Source organism: Haloarcula amylolytica (assembly GCF_049705545.1).
GTDB classification, from domain to species: domain Archaea; phylum Halobacteriota; class Halobacteria; order Halobacteriales; family Haloarculaceae; genus Haloarcula; species Haloarcula amylolytica_B.
In genome coordinates this window covers 1,018,450-1,036,816 of record NZ_JBNAMU010000001.1, presented here as the reverse complement: position 1 = coordinate 1,036,816, position 18,367 = coordinate 1,018,450, and the positions used below count along the sequence as shown (strand labels likewise).

Sequence of the window (18,367 nt, the reverse complement as noted above, 5' to 3'; positions counted from 1 at the left end):
CCCGATAGGCAGTTCTCGGGATCCGTCTGCGTCGCGGCATGACGCCGCGACCCACGGACCGCAACCCAGCCTCGAACGGTTTATTGTCCCCCTTCAGGTAACGAGGGCATGGAGAAGCTCCGCGAGTCGCTGCACGAGGCCCCGATCATCGACAAGGACGGATACTCCTACCTGGTCCACCCGCTCAGCAACGGCGTCCCGATGCTGGAGCCGGAACTCCTCCGCGAGGTCGTCGTCGGCGTGACGCGGGCGGCCGACCTCGACGTGGACAAGATCGTCGCGCCGGAGGCGATGGGTATCCACATCGCGACCGCGCTCTCGCTCCAGACGGACATTCCGCTCGTGGTCATCCGCAAGCGTTCCTACGGCCTCGACGACGAGGTCCCGCTGCACAAGACCACCGGCTACTCCGAGTCGGAGATGTTCATCAACGACATCGAGGCGGGCGACGACCTGCTCATCGTCGACGACCTGCTCTCGACCGGCGGCACGATGGCCTCCATCTGCGAGGCGCTCGACGATATCGGGGCGGATATCTCGGACATCGTCGTCGTCTTCCGGAAACAGGGCGAGTCAGCGCTTGACGACACCGACTACGAAGTGACCAGCCTGCTCGATATCTCGGTCGATCAGAACGGCGTCACCATCCACGACTGAGAAGGACTGCTGTCCCTGTTTACGCCTGCTCGACAGCGGCGGCCATGTGCTCTCGGGCTTCCTCGGCCGTCATCCCCCGAACGCCACACGCACAGGAGAGCAGTTCGGGGTCGGTCAGGTCGTCGACCTCCTCGGCGCTGGCCCGTTCGAGCGCGTCGTCCGCGGCGTCGTAGTCGAAGGTCACGCGATACGTGACCTGTGCCACGCCCTCGATCTGGTGGGACTCGTCGGGGTCCGGGTTCGCGATGGCCTCGGCGTGCTCTTCCTGCATCGCGGACTTCCACTGTTCGAGGTTCGCCTCGGGGTCCGAATCGTCGGGCATACGCTGGCTGTCGGCGGGGAGACTGAAAAAGCGAATGCTGACGAGTCAGCGCGGGGGCAGCCGTGAGACGGGTCGGTTCTCGGAACGCTTTTTTCACCGGCCGCCGCCGGCTTTGCTGTGGTCGACTCCCGATTCGTCTCTGACAAGTCTCGGCTCCTGTTGGCTGCCGCGACAGCCGTCGCCGCCGTTGCGACGGCCGGCAGCCTCTATCTCTCGCTGGGCCTCGGGCTGACTCCCTGTCGGCTCTGCTGGTACCAGCGAATCCTGATGTATCCGCTGGTGGTCGTCCTCGGCGTCGCAGCCGTCGAGAACCGCCCCGGCGTCGTTCGGACGGCGCTGCCGCTGGCGGTGCCGGGTGTCGCCATCGCGGCCTACCACTCCTGGCTGCAGGTGAGCCAGACCACCTGCGGTCTCGGGGCGGTTAGCTGTGCCCAGATACAGTACCGGGTGTTCGGCCTGACCGTGCCGAACCTCTCGCTGACGGCGTTTCTCCTGGTGACCGGGCTGGTCGTCGCGGCGTCCGTGAAGCGGTCGTAGAGTACCGGTCAGCCTTCGCCGGGACCGCGCCCCTTTTTCGGATCGCCCGACGTGGCCCCGGTATGGAGTACACACGACTCGGTTCGACCGGGACGACGGTCTCTCAGCTGTGTTTCGGCACGTGGCGGTTCGGCCGAGAGACCGGCGGCGTCGTCGAGACCGACCGCGATGAGGCCCACGACCTGCTCGACGCGGCGTGGGAGCGGGGCATCAACTTCATCGACACCGCCAACGTCTACGGCAACCCCAACGGAACCAGCGAGGCGTACATCGGCGAGTGGCTCGACGACTACGACCGCGAGGACTTCGTCATCGCCTCGAAGGTGTACTTCCCCTTCGACGGCCGCGGCGAGCCCGGGCCGAACGATTCGGGCCTGGGCCGCAAGCACATCCGCGCCCAAATTGAGGGGACGCTAGACCGCCTCGACACGGACTACCTCGACCTCTACTACATCCACCGCTGGGACGAGCACAGCGACATCGAGGAGACGCTGTCGACGCTCGACGACCTCGTCCGCGCGGGCAAGATCCACCACCTCGGCGCGTCGACGATGGCCGCCTGGCAGCTGACCAAAGCGCTCTGGAAGAGCGACGTAGAGGACTACGAGCGCTTCGAGGTGACACAGCCGCTGTTCCACGCCGGGTACCGCGACGACGTGAAGGACTACCTCGACGTGTGTGCCGACCAGGACATGGCCGTCTGTCCGTACTCGCCGCTGGCCGGTGGCTTCCTCACGGGCAAGTACGAGCGCACGGACGACGACGACCCGACGGCCTTCGAAGGGCCGGAAGGCGCCCGCGGCTCGCTGTCCGACCGCTTCGAGGACTTCTACCTCTCGGAGCGCGGCTGGCACGTCCTTGACGAACTCCGCGCCGTCGCGGACGAACTCGACGCCACGCCCGCGCAGGTCGCGCTCCGCTGGCTCATCGAACAGCCGGACATCACCTGCGTTCCCATCGTCGGGGCCCGCACCGTCGACCAGCTCGACGAGAACGTCGGCGCGGCGGACATCTCGCTGTCCGACGACCAGTTCAACCGGATCGTGAGTGCGCGGTACGCCGAGGACGGCGAGCGCTGGGGCCACCGGGAATGACTGCCAGGTTGTGTATTCTCGGCCGGAATACGCCCCAGCGCCGCTTCTAACAGCTAGAAAGCCCCCTGGCTTTGGCTCGCGGCTCCGCCGCTCGCCAAGACGACCGGGGTCCCTCGTGACCCGCGGCTTGCTGCGCGTGCTTCGCGTGCTTACTGCGCCGGGGTTCCCCGATAGCGCGGTCCCTTCCAGTCCAACCCAGCCCAGTTTGACCAACCGACTGCAGGTGGGACTGAAAGGGGCGAGGCGCTGGACGTTCGAGACGAGGCAAGCACTGGAGCGAACAGAGTGAGCGAAGGACACAGCGAGTCGCAGTAGCCCAGCGCCTCGGGGCTTTCTGGTTCTTTGGGGTCGCAGTCACCCAGACCGCTACTGAAAGCGCGGTATCGATTCCGTCAATCCGCTTCGGCGGGGTCGACGACCTCACCGGTCGCCGGATACACGCCGACCTGGTCGCAGTGGCCCGCCAGCGGGCACGCGTCGGGGTCGTCCAGACAGGCCGGCTTCCGGGCGCTACAGTACTCGCGGCCGAACTGAATCATCGCGGTATGCCCGAACCCGCATTTCTCCGCCGGCACGTCGCGCTCCAGATACTCGCGGACGGTCTCGTGATCGGCGTCGGCCGGGGCCAGCCCCATCCGACGGGCGATGCGGTGGACGTGCGTGTCCACCGGAAACACGCCACCGCGGCCGCCCGCGAACAGCAGGACGCAGTCGGCGGTCTTCGGGCCGACACCGTTCATGTCGAGCAGCGTCGACCGCACTGCGTCGGGATCGCCGTCTCGGACGAACTCGTCGAAGCCCGCTTCGCCACCGTACTCCTCACAGATACGCTGAGCGAGGGCGATGATGCGCTCGGATTTCTGGTTGTAGAGCCCGGCCGAGGAAATGGTCTCGGCGAGTTCGGGTTGGTCGGCGTCGGCCAGCGCACGGGCGAGGTCAGCATCGGTGCCGCCACCGCTTGCGGCCCCGCCGTCGCTCCCGTACCGCGCCATCAGTTCGTCGTGAGCGGGCTGGCTCGCCTTGTCCGAGGTGTTCTGACTGAGGATAGTCCGGACGAGGCACTCGAAGGCGTCCCGGCCGCCGTAGGTCTTCGTCCAGTACATTTCGCCGAGGTGATCCACGGTGGCTTCGGCCCGCGTCCCCGCCGTTTCCGGGTCGAACGTTGTCGACTGGCCGCCGCCGGCAGCCCCACCGCTGATGTTCTCCGCTGGTTCCTCGTCGCTCATGGTCGATGCCAAGGCTGGTGGACCCAAAACGCCTGCCCCGAAATACCGGTGGCAGTGTCGATTCGCCAGACACCGGTGGCTAACAAGAATCGGTGTTCCAGTGTGGTCCACGGCAAAGGACCTGAAATGGGGCGTCCTTGGGGCGAGACGCCCACGGGACAGACACGATAAAACTCGTGGCGCGCGGCGACGGGCTATGCCCACGGTGGTCGTCGCCGCTGAATATGGTCGAAGCTGACAGGTCAGAACACGCTCACGTCCTGGCTCTCACCCCCTGTAGGGCGGCGGTTGCGCGGACGACAGGGACGGCAGCACCCGACTCGCTACGGCGACAGATGTCCCGCCTCGATGTGGCCTGGTCGCCCGGCATACAATTGTTTAGGCCACCCTAAAACACAAAAAGCCATCGGTTTCTAGGCGGGCCAAAAGTCTGGGTGGGTTACTCCTCGACGATGACGGTGCCAACCATCCCCGCGGCTTCGTGCGGAATACAGACGTAGCCGTGTTCGCCGGCCGTTTCGAACGTGTGAACGTAGCTCTGGCCGGACTGAACTGCTCCCTCTCCGCTCTCCCATCCCTCGCGTGCGGCCGATTCGCTCTCGAACCCACCAGAGGCCCAGTAGGTCGCGTCTTCTGGGAGGTCGTCCTCGACAGCGGTGACCGAGTGCGGTTCGCCGCCGACGTGTTCCCAGGCGACTTTATCGCCGACGCTGACAGTGAGTTCTTCTGGCGCATACGCCACTGCTTCCATGTCGACGACGTGGTCGGCGTCCTCGGGAACGCCCTCAACGACGTTCGGGCCGCCGGACAGCGACGATTCGGTTTCCTCTGACTCCTCGCCGCCGTGGCCGCCGGACCCGCTCGGGGCGCTATCGACAGCGCCGACGACAGCGAACTGCCCGGTTCGTGTGGCATCCGCCATCCGTGTCGGGTTGCCGTCGCCGTTCGTCAGCCCCTTCGAATAGTCGCTCAACGCAGCCTCGAAGTTCTCGTAGGCGTCGTGGTCCGCTTCCTCCAGCATCTCGTGAACCCGTGCTTCCTCGAACGTCGCGAAGACGTCCTGCACGATGGCCGTCGCGGCCTCACCGTTGCCACCGGCGCTCCCGGCGATGGCGTACGCCGCCGCGATGGCCTCGTCGTTGAACGCCGTCGCCGCAGCGGTGACGTCCCCGCCGTCCTCAGCAGCGGAGCGAACGTCCGTCAGTGTCGATTCGAAGCTCTCGTAGGTTTCCTCGTCGGCTTCTTCCAGTGCCTCGTGGAAGCCCGCCGCGCCGCTCTCGAAGTGGGCGAAGGTGTCCTGAATGACCGTCGCCGCGCGATCAGTCTCGGACAGCGCCGCGAGCCCGGCCGCGTCGAAGGCCCGACCGATCATGTAGTCGGCCTCCGCCCCGCTGGCGACGGCCGTCGACAGAGCCGCTTCGAAGTCAAGCAGGGCCTGCTGGACCCCGTCGTGATGGGTCGCCACGGCCTCGCTGTCGTCGTTCTCGTAGGCCGACTGGAGCGACGTGAGGTGTTCCTCCTCGAAGCGGTGGTAGAGGTCCTCGCTCTCGTGTTCCATCGTCTCGTGGAAGCCGAGTTCGTTCTCCTCGAAGCGGGTGAACACGTCCGAGACGATAGTCGCGGCGCTGTCGGCGTCGCCGAGGCGATACAGTTCGCGGGCGTCCGCGATGCGCGCACGGAAGAAGGCTGACTCCAGCGCCGCCCGGGCGTCCTCGCCGCCGACCAGCGCTTCGATACCGGTCACGAGGTTCGTGTCGACCGTTTCGATGGCACTGTCGATGCCGTCTCCGCTACCGTTCTCGATGGCGCTGGAAAGGTCCTCCAGCCCGCCCTCGAAGGCTTCGTAGGCCTCGCCGTCGGCCTCCTCCAGCGCGTCGTGCGCGTTCGCTCCCTCGAAGTGAGCGAACACGTTCTCGACGGCCGTCGACGCTGCATCGGCCGCGTCGTTGGCGGCGAGCCAGTCCGAATCAGCGACGCGGGCACGGTAGCTGTTCAGCGTGACCGTATGCGCGTACGCCTGCCCGGGACCGCCGGCGGACGCGAGCGCGGCGGCGTCCCAGCCGCGGGCCTGCATCGTCGAGAGGTGGCCCGCGCCGGCGACCGACTCCGGTTGGACCAGCGCGTACGCGCCCGTAACGGTCGCATCGAGCGCGGCGCGGGCCTGTTCAGTGACGCCGCTTGCGTCTTCATTGCCCGCGGCGGAACCGATTCCGGCCAGTGCGTTCTCGAAGGCTTCGTAGGACTCCGCATCCGCCTCCTCGATCTGGCTGTAAACCAGCGCGTCTTCGAACGCGGTCATCGTCTCCGCCGCGATGGTAGCGGCCGCTTCGAAAGCGCCCAGCGCCGCGACCATGGCGGCATTGCTCGCCCGACTACCCAGCACGAGCAGGTCAAGCACTCTGGTTGCCTGCTGTCCGGCAGCGGCCTGCTGAGCCGTCTGGAGATGGCCCGACGCCTCGTCCGCGGCCGAGGCAGCTCCGGACACGTCGCCCTCGGACAGCGACGACTGGACCGTCCCAAGCGCGTCCTCGAACCCCTCGTACGCTGACTCAGACGTAGATTCAAGCTGTTCGTGGGCCCCGTACTCACCCGACGCGCCTTCGAAGCGAGCGAAAACGTTCTGCGCGACAGTCGCCCCTGCACCGGGCGCACCAGCCCGGCCCAGCGCGACGGCGTCGTACAGCCGCGCCCGGTAGACGTTCCACTCGGTCGCGACAGCGGTCATCGGCCCGACCGAAACCTCGCTTTCGCCCCCATCGTCGGTTTCTGTAGCCGTTCCCTGTTCTGTCGCCGCTTCGGTGTCCGCTGACGCCGTGTTCGGTTCGGACGACCCCTGGCTTGGACATCCAGCAAGCAGTCCCGTCGCAGCTATCCCCACCGTCTTCAGCAAGTCGCGTCTCTGTGGCATGCAGTCGATTAGGCAAGCCTAAAAGACTTAACAGCACCGATTTTTCGGCGAGCCTAAACCGTTGCGTGGTTACACGTCGTCACAGTGATACGGAAACTGTGTCGCCGGTACTGACACCGAACGCTTCGTCGCCGCGGCCGCGGTTGACCGCGAGTTCGACGTTCCCGTGGCTGCCGACGGTGACGAGTCGCTGGCCCTGGTCGACGGCGGCGTAAGCTCGGCGGACTGGGGCCTCGACGCCGTCGACCGCGACCGCCCCGCCGAACCGATCCGCGAGTACCTCACCGGGAATGTTCGTCACGGCGTTCCCGAAGTCATCGACGACGAGCACCTCGCCGGTCGCTCCGTCACCCTCGACTGCGGCCTCCGGAAACCGGCGGTCGACGTATTCGTCGGTCGGCTCGATTTCGGGCCGCATTTCGATGGTATCGACGCCGGTGTCGTGGACGGCCGCTGCGGCGGGCGCGAACACGTCCCGCCCGTGGAAGGTCGTGCTTGCGGGGTCGTCGTAGGCCCAGGTGAACACGTCGAACGCGTCCGCCCCGTCGGTCTCGTCGTCGGCCAGTTCGCGGGCGACCGGCAGGAGGACGCCGTTGTCCGGGCCTACGAGCGCGTGCTCGCCTGCGCGAACTACGAGGGCGTCTCTGTCGGTCCCGACGCCCGGGTCGACGACGACACAGTGGACTGCCGGCGGGAAGTACGGGAGCGTCTGCGTGAGCCAGAACGCCGCCGCCCTGACATCTTGCCGTGGAAAGTCGTGGGCGATATCCTCGATACGCGCGTCCGTCGCCTGACAGATGACGCCTTTCATCGCTGCGGGGTACGGCGAACCGAAATCGGAACTCAGCGTAATCATCAGTCGTCTAAGTCGTCGAGCGATTCGGTGACCGACTCGTCGCTTGCGGTGTACCTTTCGAGCGAGTCGCTGTCCGAAACGTGCTGGAGCCGCTTGATGCCGTGGATCTCCTCGATGACCTGCACGACGGACGGCGGGACCCGGTCGCGCCAGGACTCGTCGTCGATCATCCGCTGGCGGATCTCACTTCCCTCCAGCCGGTCGCGGTCGAACATCGGCGACTGGCGGACCTCGATGCCGGCCTCCTCGAACAACCGGACGACCAGCGGGTTGTTCGAGTACGCCACGTCGAAGTCTGGACACATGCTTTCGACGTGGCTCACCCAGACGGCGTTGCGGTTGATGTCTTCGAGGGGCACGACGTAGGTCGTCAGGTCGTACTCCGCGACGGCCTTCGTGATCATCATGATCCGCTCACCGGCGGTAAAGGGGTCGTGTGTGGTGTGTGAATCGTCGGCGCTTCCGATGCCCAGAACGAGCTCGTCGACCTCCTCCGAGATCCGCTCGACCATCGAGTGATGGCCGTTGTGGTAGGGCTGGAAGCGACCGATGTAGAACCCACGCATATTCCCCAGTGGGTGTGGTGGTTTGATAAACCCGACGACGCGGTACTGCCAGAATACGACCCCACCCAATTCGGACGCAGTCCTGCGGTTTCTGGGGTGTTGCAACAACCGACACGGGGAGAAAGTATATCAGTCGACAGGCCTTCCGTGAGTATGTTAGCAACGTTTGTATGAGCGACAACACCGACACCGACGCGACTCCCGACCCTGACCGGGAGGCAAGCGACGCCGGGGAGGAGGCGTCGAACGGCGGGGCCCAGCAAGACCCCGACGACCCTGCCTCTGAACCCTCGGCTGACGAGCCATCCGACCCGTCCGAGGAGCGATGGGGCGGCGAGGGAGAAACGTCCGAAACGACACTCGGAAGCGATGTCCAAGTTGACGGCGAGTCCGAGCTGGAAGGAGATGAGGAGGATCTCCTCGGCGGTCTCGAAATCGAATCGACCGCCGACATCGAAGTTCCAGACCGACTCGTCGACCAGGTCATCGGGCAGGACCACGCCCGTGACGTGATCAAGAAGGCGGCCAAACAGCGCCGCCACGTGATGATGATCGGCTCCCCCGGGACGGGGAAGTCGATGCTGGCGAAAGCGATGTCCCAACTGCTTCCGCGGGAGGAACTGCAGGACGTTCTCGTCTATCACAATCCCGACGACGGCAACGAGCCGAAAGTCCGCACCGTCCCCGGCGGCAAAGGGGAACAGATCGTCGAGGCCCACAAGGAGGAGGCCCGCAAGCGCAACCAGATGCGGACGTTCCTCATGTGGATTATCATCGCCATCGTCATCGGCTACGCCCTGATCCTCGTCCAGCAAGTCCTGCTGGGGATCCTCGCGGCCGGTGTCATCTACCTCGCCTTCCGCTACGGGTCGCGTGGCAGCGACGCGATGATTCCGAACCTGCTGGTCAACAACGCCAACCAGAAGACCGCGCCGTTCGAGGACGCCACGGGCGCTCACGCCGGCGCGCTGCTGGGCGACGTCCGCCACGACCCGTTCCAGTCCGGCGGGATGGAGACGCCGAGCCACGACCGCGTCGAGCCCGGCGCGATCCACCAGGCCAACAAGGGCGTGCTGTTCGTCGACGAGATCAACACGCTCGACATCCGCAGCCAGCAGAAGCTGATGACGGCCATCCAGGAGGGCGAGTTCTCGATCACGGGCCAGTCCGAGCGCTCCTCGGGCGCGATGGTCCAGACCGAGCCCGTCCCCTGTGACTTCATCATGATCGCCGCGGGGAACCTCGACGCCATGGAGAACATGCACCCCGCGCTGCGCTCCCGTATCAAGGGGTACGGGTACGAGGTGTACATGGACGATACTATCGAGGACGACCCCGAGATGCGCCGGAAGTACGCCCGGTTCATCGCCCAAGAGGTCGAAAACGACGGTCGGCTCCCGCACTTCACCGAGGAGGCCGTCCAGGAACTCATCCTGGAGGCCCGGCGTCGCGCCGGCCGCAAAGGCCACCTCAGCCTGAAGTTCCGCGACCTCGGCGGACTGGTCCGCGTCGCTGGCGACATCGCCCGCGCCGAGGACCGTGACCGCACCGAGCGCGCAGATGTCCTGCAGGCGAAACGGCGCTCTCGGTCCATCGAGCAACAGCTCGCGGACAACTACATCGAGCGCCGCAAGGACTACGAGCTCACCGTCAATCAGGGCGACGTCATCGGCCGCGTCAACGGGCTCGCCGTCATGGGCGAGGACAGCGGTATCGTCCTCCCCGTGATGGCCGAGGTCAGCCCGTCACAGGGCCCCGGCCAGGTCATCGCCACCGGGCAGCTCAAGGAGATGGCCGAGGAAGCCGTCCAGAACGTCTCGGCGATTATCAAGAAGTTCTCCGACGAGGACATCTCCGAGAAGGACGTCCACATCCAGTTCGTCCAGGCCGGTGAGGGCGGCGTCGACGGCGACTCCGCGTCTATCACGGTCGCCACTGCAGTCATCTCCGCGCTGGAGAACGTCCCCGTCAAGCAGAACCTCGCCATGACCGGCTCACTGTCGGTCCGGGGCGACGTGCTCCCGGTCGGCGGTGTCACGCACAAGATCGAGGCGGCCGCCAAGTCCGGCCTCGATACGGTCATCATCCCCGAGGCGAACACCCAGGACGTGATGATCGAAGACGAGTACGAGGACATGATCGAAATCATCCCCGTCTCGCACATCTCCGAAGTCCTGGAGGTCGCACTGACTGGCGAAGCGGAGAAGGACTCGCTGGTCGACCGCCTCAAGTCCATCACGGGCAAGGCGCTCGAACACGAGGTCGGCCGGCAGAGCGGCGGCAGTCCGAGTCCTCAATAAATGCCCGACTGGGCCGCATTCGTCGGCCTGACGGGGTTTCTTTTAACCGCGCTTCTCGGTCTCGCACGGCTCTCACAGGGAGCCGTCCGGCCCGACGGCGGCGTCTCATCCACAGTCGATCGCGTCTCGATACCCGACGGGGACCCGACCATCCCACGCTTCGAGACGCAACGGGCAGCGGCCCAGCGACAGCAAATGCGCGACACGCTGGCCCCGAGTGACGTCTCGACAGGGGCGTTGCTTGCCAACGTCGCATTCACGCAGGGGCTGTTCGGCGTGTTGCTGGTCGCCGGTGCGTTCTACTTCGAAATCCCGGCCAGCGCGTTCGGTGTTACCGTCGACGCACTCTCGACGGGACTGCCGGCACTGGTAATCGGCGCTGGCGCAGGAGTCGGCTTCTGGCTGGGCAACGAACTCGCCGCCGCGCTTGCCGACGGCTTCGGGGTCGCCTTCGACGAGTCGCTGCGGGAGTTGCTCGCCCCAGACTCGGTGGGCGGCTGGATCATCCTGCTGTGCGGCGTCCTGCCGGTCATCGCCATCGTCGAGGAACTCCTCTTTCGAGCGGCGGCTATCGGCGTCCCCGTGGCGGGACTGGGCGCACCGGCGTGGGCGATGGCTATCGTCGCTTCGGTCGCCTTTGCGCTGGGCCATGGCGCGCAGGGCCGGGCTGGTATCGTCGTCACCGGAACGCTCGGACTGGCGCTCGCCGGCCTGTTCATCGCGACAAACAGCCTGCTCGCCGTCGTCGTGGCCCACTACCTCGTCAACGCGCTCGAACTGATCGTCCACGAGGGGCTGGGCGTCGACCGGATCTGGGTCTAGAGGCCCTCGATAGCCCGGAGCTTCTGCTCGACGGGCGGCGGCGCGGCGCTCGGTCCATCACGGACTCGATGGTCCGGAATCAACAGCGGCACGGGGTTCGCCGCCAGCGACTCCCGGACCTGGGCCAGGTCGTCTTCGTCGTCATCGTCCAGGTCCGGCGTCATCCGCGCGACCTGTGCGACGGAGGCGTCCTCGCCGTAGGGAATCTCCCGGACGGCTTCCAGCACTGTGCGCTGGTCCGTCGGGACCGTGAGGCCGACGGTAACGTCGGTAAAGTCGTCCTCGACCCCCTGGAGATACTCGTCGATGCGGTCGAGCAGGGCGTGGTCCTCGCTGACATCGTCCTCTGGCTGGGACGGGAACGACAGCGAAATGATCCGGTCGCCGGCCTCGCCGAGCTGGACGTACCGGTCGAGATACGACGACTCGCGGGCGTAGATTCCTGCGTCCCCGGTCGGTGCTTCCATGCTAGCGTCGTCGGCCGGTCGCCCCTTCAACATTCGGCCTTGGATTGACTGTATACACAGACTGGGCAGCGATTTCGAACAGCCAGAATGCCCCGAGGCGCTGGGCTACTGCGACTCGCTGCGCCCTTCGCTCCAGTGCTTGCGTCGCCTCGTACGCCCAGCCCCTCGCCCCTTTCAGCCCCACCCAGCCTGGATTGTCCAACGCGCTTTCTGGTTCTTTGAAGAAAGAACAACGAAACCGAGTTCCGCCGTCAGTCCTGGAACCAGAGCACGCCGGGGTAGTCGGAGATGAGCCCGTCGACGCCGGCCTGGACCAGTTCTTGGGCCTGATACCACGTGCTGACCGTCCAGGTGTTCAGCGTACGATCCTCGTCGTCGGCGATTTCGACGAGGTCGATGTCGCTCAGGTCCGATTCGATGTAGCCGTCGTCGTCAAAGAGGGGCGTTCCCCGAATCATGTTCCAGGGAACGTTCATCGCTTCGCAGTCGTATCGGCGGGTGACTTCCAGGCCCTCCTCGATGCTGTCCCAGAAGAGGAAGGCGATAGGGACCGAGTCGTCGTAGTCCCGGACGGTCGCGAGCGCGGCCTCGTAGAACGAAGAAACGAGGATGTCGTTGTCGTACTCGCTGGCAAGGTCAAGCGCGCGCTCGGTGTAGGACTGCCACACCTCTCGCTGTGCCGACAACGTCTGGTCTGACAGCGACTCGGCGAAGTAGAGGTCCTCGCTGCCGGGGTTCTTGAACTCCAGATTGACGGCGACGCTGGGCGGAATCGAGTCCATGACCGTCTCAAGCGTCGGAACCGTCTCCTCGGTGCCCAGAACCTTCGCGCTGGTCACAGTGTCGGTGTCGGTCTCGAAGACGAGGCCCTCGGTGTCGGTCAGGCCGCGCTCGCCGCCGTCGCGCTCGGCCAGCCCGTTGTCGTGGAAGGTGACGAGCGTGCCGTCGGCCGTCGGCACGACATCGACCTCGATCATGTCGGCGCGCCGGTGGGCCGTATCTGTTCCTGGGCCGCCAAACGACGAGGCCTCGACGGCCAGTTCCGTGTTCTCCGGGTAAACGCCCGCGAACCCGCGGTGGGCGATCAGCGTCGTGTCGTCGGGCATCTCCCCGTCCCCGGTATCGTCGGCTTCGCTGGCATTCGATTCACCGCCGTCTGATTCCTGGGCCGTTGCGCCGCCCACGAGTCCCGCGCCTGCCAGTGTCGCCGCTGTTCCCTCGACGAACGTCCGTCGACCGATGTACTGAGACATGGCAGGTACGGCTGCCGGGCGGTCGCGAAAGACCGTTTATATGAGTGATATAGTTCACTCGATAGCCGTAGTCGACAGCGTTCAGGTCTGTAGCCGTACATACCGGAGCGTTCAGGCTTACTCGCCGATCCGTTCGCGGGCCGCTGCCACGACCAGCGGAAGCGTGATCGTCGCGTCGGCGTACACCGAGACGTTGCGGGCGTCCTTTTCGAGCTTGCCCCACGAGCGCGCTTCCTCCAGCGTCGCCCCGGAGAGCCCACCGGTGTTCGAGGGGTCCATCGTCAGCTGGACGGCGTAGTCGTAGGCGTCGGGCGAGACCAGCATCGTCTGGAGGACGTAGTTCTTCGGGACACCGCCGCCGACGACCATCGCGCCGGCGCTGTCGGCTTCGTAGGCGATGTCCGTGATCTGTGTCATGTCCGCCAGCGCGTCGACGGTGAACTCGCTGGTCTGGGAGTACATCCACGCCTGCAGGCCGAGTACCGAGTCTTGGAAAGCCGGGCAGTACACCGGCACGTCGTTCTCGTAGGCGGCTGCCAGCACGCCGGCGTCCTCTGGCACGTCCTCGCGCTCGTTGACCTCGCTGTTGGCCCGGCCGAGTGCCTCGGTCATGCGCTGGATCGAGACCGCGTCCTCGTCTTCCAGCGTCGAGAACACCTCGTCCCGGAGGTGGTTCTCGAACAGGGCGAAATGCTCCTGGGGGAGATAGACGTTGTAGATGCGGTCGACGCCCTCGTCCCGGAGCGTCTCGTCGTGTTGGCGCTCGGTCCGGCCCTCGGGTGTGACTTCGCCGTGGTGGTGCTTCCCGCCGATGGCCTCGATGCTGTCGTGGGTGCAGTTCGCGCCCGTCGTCACGAGTACGTCGATGTGGCCGTCGCGGATGAGTTCGCTGACGATGGCTCGCATCCCCGTCGGAACCATCGCACCGGCGAGACCGAAGAAGGTCGTCACGTCGTCGTCGAGCATTTCGCTGTAGATGTCGACGGCCTCGTGGATGTCGCTCGCGCCGATGCCGGCCTCGCCGTAGCTGTCAGCCAGTTCGCCGACCGTCATTCCGGCCCGGGCCTCCGCGTGGCCGATGGGGTCGTGATGGAACGTCTCCCGCTCGTCGGTGTGGTCGCTCATTGCTATCCAGTCAAGTGGCGGCGGGTTTCAACCTCGTGGTTCGCCGCGACAGTCACGGGGCGTGTGTCGTTTCATCACCCCACGCCCCAGTGGAAACGGAGGGCTTAGACGTCGCTGCGCTGAATGAGAGCCGCGAATACTGCTACGTTCCGGCGCAGCGTCGGCGACTGAGATGGCCGACCGCTGGGCGACCAGGTACCCAATGGAAGCTACCCCACGCTACGGGACTCGGGTTGACGACCTCGCGTCGGTGCGATCGGATGCTCCTGCTTGGAGCAGACCGAATCGGTCCCCGATTCTGTGTAGTCCGGTCGAAGCCGCCGCCGGGAATGTGGGACGGAAGACGCTCCTCCCGCCCCGAAATACGGTTCAGATTCGAAGGTGTGCCGGTGGATCGACGGCTTCGAGTTGTTCCAACAGCCCGAGACGGTTCTCTTCGACCCACACCTCCGCGATCTCGTCGTCCGCGAGCCGGTACATCGCCATCCCTGTCCACTCGACTTCGTGACCGGTCGGCTCGACATCGAGGTACTCGCCCTTGTGGGTCCCGCTGGCGGAGTATCGAACGGCAACGGTGTCGCCTTCTGTGACCATCGCGTCGGTCGTGCCGCTGTAATCGGGGAACCGCTCGAAGTGCGATTCGAGGAACTCGATGACCTCGTCGGGGCCGTGGAGGTCCTCGTGGATGCTGTGCTCGACAACGTCGTCCGCCAGAATGTCGGCCAACGTCTCCAAGTCTCGCTCGTTAAATGCGTGCAGGTACCGCCTGACGATGTCCGCGTTCGTGTGTTCTGTTGTTGACATTATCCCACCTCACGCGTGGCGATTCGGATACCGGGGCCGGGCTCCAGGTCATGCCCGCGGCCCCACATCAGTGTTCGTCGCGGGCCGTGTTAGTCTTTAACATAATGTGGCTGGGATCGGGAAGCACGCGCCGACGTACCACCGATATCCAAACATCGGACCGCAGCGGTCGGCACTGCCTGGAATCAACTCAGTTTCAGCGACGCTCCACAGCAGTCCGACCGGTACTGCTCGCGTTGCTTGACGAGCTTGCAGTCCTGATAACGGCGGGCGACGAGGTCGCCACACGCCTCGCAGGTGAGGACGTGCTTCGGGTCGGTGAAGGCCGGACAGTGGACATCGGTGTCAAGCTGGTCGGCCCGCTTCCGGAAGGCCCGGCCGTGGTCGGTCGTCCCGTCGCGTTGATACTGCTCGACGTGGATGAGTTCGTGGCGCAGCGTCGCTTCCCAGGCGTCCCGGTCGAAGGTCGAAAACGCGTCCCAGGTCAGCGAGACCGTACACGGAAGCGGACGGCCGTCGCTCCCGTCGACGCTGTCCCAGTCGTACCGCTCGCCGACGGTGGCGTCGGCCAGTTTCGGTCGCGTGACCGCGGCGGCGCGGCGCTTAGCGCGGTGGGACACCGCCCACTCGACGAGGTCGAACCGGACCGAGACGCCCCACTCGCGGCGGACACCCCGACAGTACTGCCGTGACCAGTCGACGAGGTCCGAATCCGAGCTAATACCTTCGTAAGAAACTACGCCGGCCATCGCCTCAGAGGGCGGTCGGGCAGTCGATATAGGTCGTCTCCAGTCCCCAGTCCTCAACGACGGTCTGGAGCGACTGGACGCCGAACGTCTCCGTCGCGTAGTGACCGGCGAGGACGACGTGAATCCCCTGCTCGCGCGCCTCGTGGAAGGCCTGCTGTTTCCCCTCGCCGGTGATAAGCACGTCGGCATCCGTCTCGACTGCCTCCTGAAGCCAGTCGACGCCGCTGCCGGTGACGATGGCGACGTCCTCGATGGTCGACGGGCCGAAGTCCAGAACCTGAACTGGCTGCCCCCCAGTATCTAAGTTTCCTTCAAGGGTATTAGTGAGATCCGAGACTGTCCGGGGCTCTGGGAGGGTTCCGCGCTGGCCGATGTACTCGCCGCCCATCGACCCGAACGGCGCGCGGTTGGCGAGGTCCAGCAGGTCCGCGACGCCGGCGGCGTTGCCCAGTGACTGATGGCCATCCAGCGGGAGGTGGGCGACGTATAGCGCGAGGTCGTCATCGATCAGCGGCGCGACCCGGCGGTAGTTGGTTCCGGTCACGCGCTCCATCCCGCCCCAGACGATGCCGTGGTGGGTCACGAGCAGGTCAGCGCCCGCCTCGGATGCGCGGTCGATGGTCTCGACGGCCGCATCCACCGCGAAGGCCACGTGCTCGACCGGCTGGTTCGCCGGCCCGACCTGCAGGCCGTTCGGACTGGCGTCGATGTCGGCGTAGGCCTCGGTGTCGAGTCGGTCGTCGAGACGCGTCGCGATGTCTCCTGCGTTCATAGCGCGGACTTCGAGATGACCGGTGGTATGCTTTTCTCTACCCGTCCGATTCGACCAGTTGTCCGTTCGCCTGCCCGATGAGGTCCCGGTCCACAGCGGCGTCGATGATGGCGTCGAACTGCTCCCCGTCGATGTCGTAGGCGTTGACCGCGACCTCACGGATCTCCGCGCGGTCGACCGGCATTTTGCGGTTCTGGAGCAGGCGCATCACCTTGTTGTACTCCAGTTTCGTCAGCGAGGGGCCGCCAGCGCTGCCGTCGCTGTTCTCGCTGCTCTCGGTGTCCTCGCGCCCCGTCTCGGCCGCTGTCTCGGTGTCGCTTTCCCCGGTGGGCTCCGCTGCCCGTTCGTCCGAGGCGTCCGCGGTGATATCCGCATCGGCCGTTTCCGTCGCATCCGCTTCTGGTGTCGAATCCACCGTCGCCGCCGACTGGTCCGACGGTTCCGGGTCCACCGCACTCGCGCTATCGTCGCCCAGAAGCGAGCCGTCATCGGCCGGTTCGACCACGCTATCGGTGGTCACCGGTTCGACGTCCGCCGGTGTCTCGGAATCGTCAAGCGGTCCCGGCGGCTCCGCGGTCCCGTCATCGGCAGCCGTCTCCACCGTGTCGCGGGCGTCCGCCTTCGCCGCCTCGACGGCCGGTTCGACGATGGTTGCGAGCTTCTCCCGGCAGGTCGAACAGAGGACGACGGTCCCCTGCTTCTCGGCTTCCGGATCCAGCGATTTCGGGATGATCGGATACTCGGAGAGCGAGACATCGAGCGCGCCACCGCAGAAGTAACACGACGAGAGTCGGTCCATGCTCGCTAAGTGGAGACGCTGCTTACTAAAAAGCGAGGAGAAAGCCTCGCGCTCTATCGCGGGGAGGATGTCAATAAAATGCTTATGCCGTTATAGCTGCTACACCGACCGTGGCCATCCCGTCGGGCGTACCGTCACTATGTGCGATGGATAGGAGGGCTCGATACTCCAAAGTCAGGCCGCTTGCCATCCGTGCAGCCGCGAATTGCGTTCTGAGAGGTATTAGACCGTGACACGGGCAATCGAACTCTCAACGACTGTGCTTTGTCCATCCGTTTCCGCGGAACCGAGCCAGGCGCAGTTTCGGCTCGACGGCGCAGGCGTCGCTGTCGAGGGCGGCCAACTAGCGGAGGAGGCCGGACTGGACGAGATCTTCGATGTCCGGCTGGGGCGGCCACCACAGGCCGCGACGGGCGCGCTGTCGGGGACGGTACTCACAATCGGGTTCGAGCGCGGTGGACAACGCGTCGTCCTGTTCATAGACGGGACGGAATCGACGTTAGATCGAGTCAGTGGGTTGTTGTTCCGCCGATTGCTCGACGGAACAGAGGCGGCCGCGTGCCACCCCGCGACAATCGGAGGGCGTGTGACAGAGCGGCGTTTTGATATCGGTGAACTCCGGGTCACCCCCGGGAGAATTGGGTGTACCGGTATCAGGCAACCGCTTAACGTCGAACTCGAAGCCGTAGTGGGCGTCAGCCGCGCTGAAAAGGAACTGCTGGGCCGTCAGGAACCGAGTGTCCACCTCCGGTACGTCAGACAGGGCGTCGTTGTGGGGGTCGACCTGTCGCTGAACCCGCCACGGAAGCTCAATCTACTCGGGCGGTACCTCCGGCGCAGATACGGTCGTCTGCGGCGGGAACTGCGGGAACTTGACCCCCCGGCCCCGGTCGTCCGGACGCTGACACGGCTCTACACGCACGGGGGACGTACAGAGTCCAGAAGCGTACTGGCACAGGAATCGGCAGATCCGGCGACCTTCCTCGAAGAGCTGATTGAGAACGACCTGGTGACGCTAGATGGCGGCGAAGTCCGGTTAGATATGCTGGGCTGGGTACTCGTCGCTGAGCGGGCCGTCGGCGTCGACGGGTCGGATAGCTGAGCACGTGT

18 protein-coding genes are annotated in these 18,367 nt (G+C 65.6%); 6 read left to right on the top strand and 12 right to left on the bottom strand.

What is annotated here, in order from left to right; genetic code table 11:
• The first annotated feature begins 108 nt into the window (after positions 1–108).
• Positions 109–657, top strand: a complete 549-nt coding sequence (gene hpt, locus ACOZ4H_RS05525) for a hypoxanthine/guanine phosphoribosyltransferase (RefSeq protein ID WP_014041107.1) — start codon at positions 109–111, stop codon at positions 655–657.
• Between the two features lie 19 nt (positions 658–676).
• Here the strand turns inward: hpt and ACOZ4H_RS05520 are convergent, their stop codons facing one another.
• Positions 677–979, bottom strand: a complete 303-nt coding sequence (locus ACOZ4H_RS05520; RefSeq protein ID WP_424328353.1) for a hypothetical protein — start codon at positions 977–979, stop codon at positions 677–679.
• A gap of 117 nt (positions 980–1,096) precedes the next feature.
• Between ACOZ4H_RS05520 and ACOZ4H_RS05515 the strand changes: the two genes are divergently transcribed.
• Together ACOZ4H_RS05515 and ACOZ4H_RS05510 are read left to right on the top strand one after the other, a co-directional pair.
• Positions 1,097–1,516, top strand: coding sequence for a disulfide bond formation protein B (locus ACOZ4H_RS05515; protein WP_424328352.1), 420 nt, complete (start codon positions 1,097–1,099; stop codon positions 1,514–1,516).
• A gap of 62 nt (positions 1,517–1,578) precedes the next feature.
• Positions 1,579–2,610: an aldo/keto reductase gene (locus tag ACOZ4H_RS05510; protein WP_424328351.1), complete on the top strand. Its 1,032-nt coding sequence runs from the start codon at positions 1,579–1,581 to the stop codon at positions 2,608–2,610.
• Positions 2,611–3,002: 392 nt separating this feature from the next.
• On the opposite strand, the gene ACOZ4H_RS05505 is transcribed toward ACOZ4H_RS05510, so the two are convergent.
• From ACOZ4H_RS05505 to ACOZ4H_RS05490, 4 genes are all read right to left on the bottom strand, one after another.
• Positions 3,003–3,836 (bottom strand): endonuclease III domain-containing protein, encoded by an 834-nt coding sequence (locus ACOZ4H_RS05505; RefSeq protein WP_424328350.1) that lies wholly within the window; start codon positions 3,834–3,836, stop codon positions 3,003–3,005.
• 439 nt (positions 3,837–4,275) lie between these two features.
• A complete protein-coding gene (locus ACOZ4H_RS05500) occupies positions 4,276–6,744 on the bottom strand; it encodes a DUF5059 domain-containing protein (RefSeq protein ID WP_424328349.1) in 2,469 nt (822 codons plus the stop codon).
• Positions 6,745–6,823: 79 nt separating this feature from the next.
• Positions 6,824–7,600, bottom strand: a complete 777-nt coding sequence (locus tag ACOZ4H_RS05495; protein WP_424328348.1) for an SAM hydrolase/SAM-dependent halogenase family protein — start codon at positions 7,598–7,600, stop codon at positions 6,824–6,826.
• On the bottom strand, positions 7,600–8,166 hold the full coding sequence (locus ACOZ4H_RS05490) for a nicotinamide-nucleotide adenylyltransferase (protein WP_424328347.1): 567 nt from the start codon (positions 8,164–8,166) through the stop codon (positions 7,600–7,602). Before ACOZ4H_RS05490 ends, ACOZ4H_RS05495 begins: the two co-directional genes overlap by 1 nt.
• A gap of 170 nt (positions 8,167–8,336) precedes the next feature.
• On the opposite strand from ACOZ4H_RS05490, the gene lonB reads away from it, so the two are divergent.
• Both lonB and ACOZ4H_RS05480 read left to right on the top strand, forming a co-directional pair.
• The gene (gene lonB / locus ACOZ4H_RS05485; RefSeq protein WP_424328346.1) at positions 8,337–10,466 is read left to right on the top strand and encodes an ATP-dependent protease LonB; all 2,130 of its coding nucleotides are present in this window, start codon (positions 8,337–8,339) and stop codon (positions 10,464–10,466) included.
• Positions 10,467–11,288, top strand: a complete 822-nt coding sequence (locus tag ACOZ4H_RS05480) for a lysostaphin resistance A-like protein (RefSeq protein WP_424328345.1) — start codon at positions 10,467–10,469, stop codon at positions 11,286–11,288. It abuts the gene before it with no gap.
• Here the strand turns inward: ACOZ4H_RS05480 and ACOZ4H_RS05475 are convergent.
• The 7 genes from ACOZ4H_RS05475 to ACOZ4H_RS05445 all read right to left on the bottom strand — a co-directional run bounded on the left by ACOZ4H_RS05475 (position 11,285) and on the right by ACOZ4H_RS05445 (position 17,257).
• On the bottom strand, positions 11,285–11,788 hold the full coding sequence (locus ACOZ4H_RS05475; protein WP_424328344.1) for an MGMT family protein: 504 nt from the start codon (positions 11,786–11,788) through the stop codon (positions 11,285–11,287). The two genes, ACOZ4H_RS05480 and ACOZ4H_RS05475, sit on opposite strands and share 4 nt — an antisense overlap.
• 218 nt (positions 11,789–12,006) lie before the next feature.
• Complete coding sequence (locus ACOZ4H_RS05470) at positions 12,007–13,008, bottom strand: glycerophosphodiester phosphodiesterase (RefSeq protein ID WP_424328343.1); 1,002 nt, start codon at positions 13,006–13,008, stop codon at positions 12,007–12,009.
• A 117-nt stretch (positions 13,009–13,125) separates the two neighbouring features.
• Entirely contained in the window at positions 13,126–14,133 is a 1,008-nt protein-coding gene (locus tag ACOZ4H_RS05465; RefSeq protein WP_424328342.1) for a deoxyhypusine synthase, read from the bottom strand.
• A gap of 369 nt (positions 14,134–14,502) precedes the next feature.
• Positions 14,503–14,937 (bottom strand): ester cyclase, encoded by a 435-nt coding sequence (locus ACOZ4H_RS05460; protein ID WP_424328341.1) that lies wholly within the window; start codon positions 14,935–14,937, stop codon positions 14,503–14,505.
• Positions 14,938–15,122: 185 nt separating this feature from the next.
• Entirely contained in the window at positions 15,123–15,686 is a 564-nt protein-coding gene (locus ACOZ4H_RS05455) for a transcription elongation protein SprT (RefSeq protein WP_424328340.1), read from the bottom strand.
• A gap of 4 nt (positions 15,687–15,690) precedes the next feature.
• Entirely contained in the window at positions 15,691–16,458 is a 768-nt protein-coding gene (locus ACOZ4H_RS05450) for a Nif3-like dinuclear metal center hexameric protein (RefSeq protein ID WP_424328339.1), read from the bottom strand.
• A gap of 37 nt (positions 16,459–16,495) precedes the next feature.
• Positions 16,496–17,257 carry a hypothetical protein gene (locus ACOZ4H_RS05445; protein ID WP_424328338.1) on the bottom strand — a complete coding sequence of 254 codons (762 nt, stop codon included), beginning with the start codon at positions 17,255–17,257 and terminating at the stop codon, positions 16,496–16,498.
• A gap of 229 nt (positions 17,258–17,486) precedes the next feature.
• Between ACOZ4H_RS05445 and ACOZ4H_RS05440 the strand changes: the two genes are divergently transcribed.
• On the top strand, positions 17,487–18,359 hold the full coding sequence (locus tag ACOZ4H_RS05440) for a CheF family chemotaxis protein (RefSeq protein WP_424328337.1): 873 nt from the start codon (positions 17,487–17,489) through the stop codon (positions 18,357–18,359).
• The last annotated feature ends 8 nt before the right edge of the window (positions 18,360–18,367 follow it).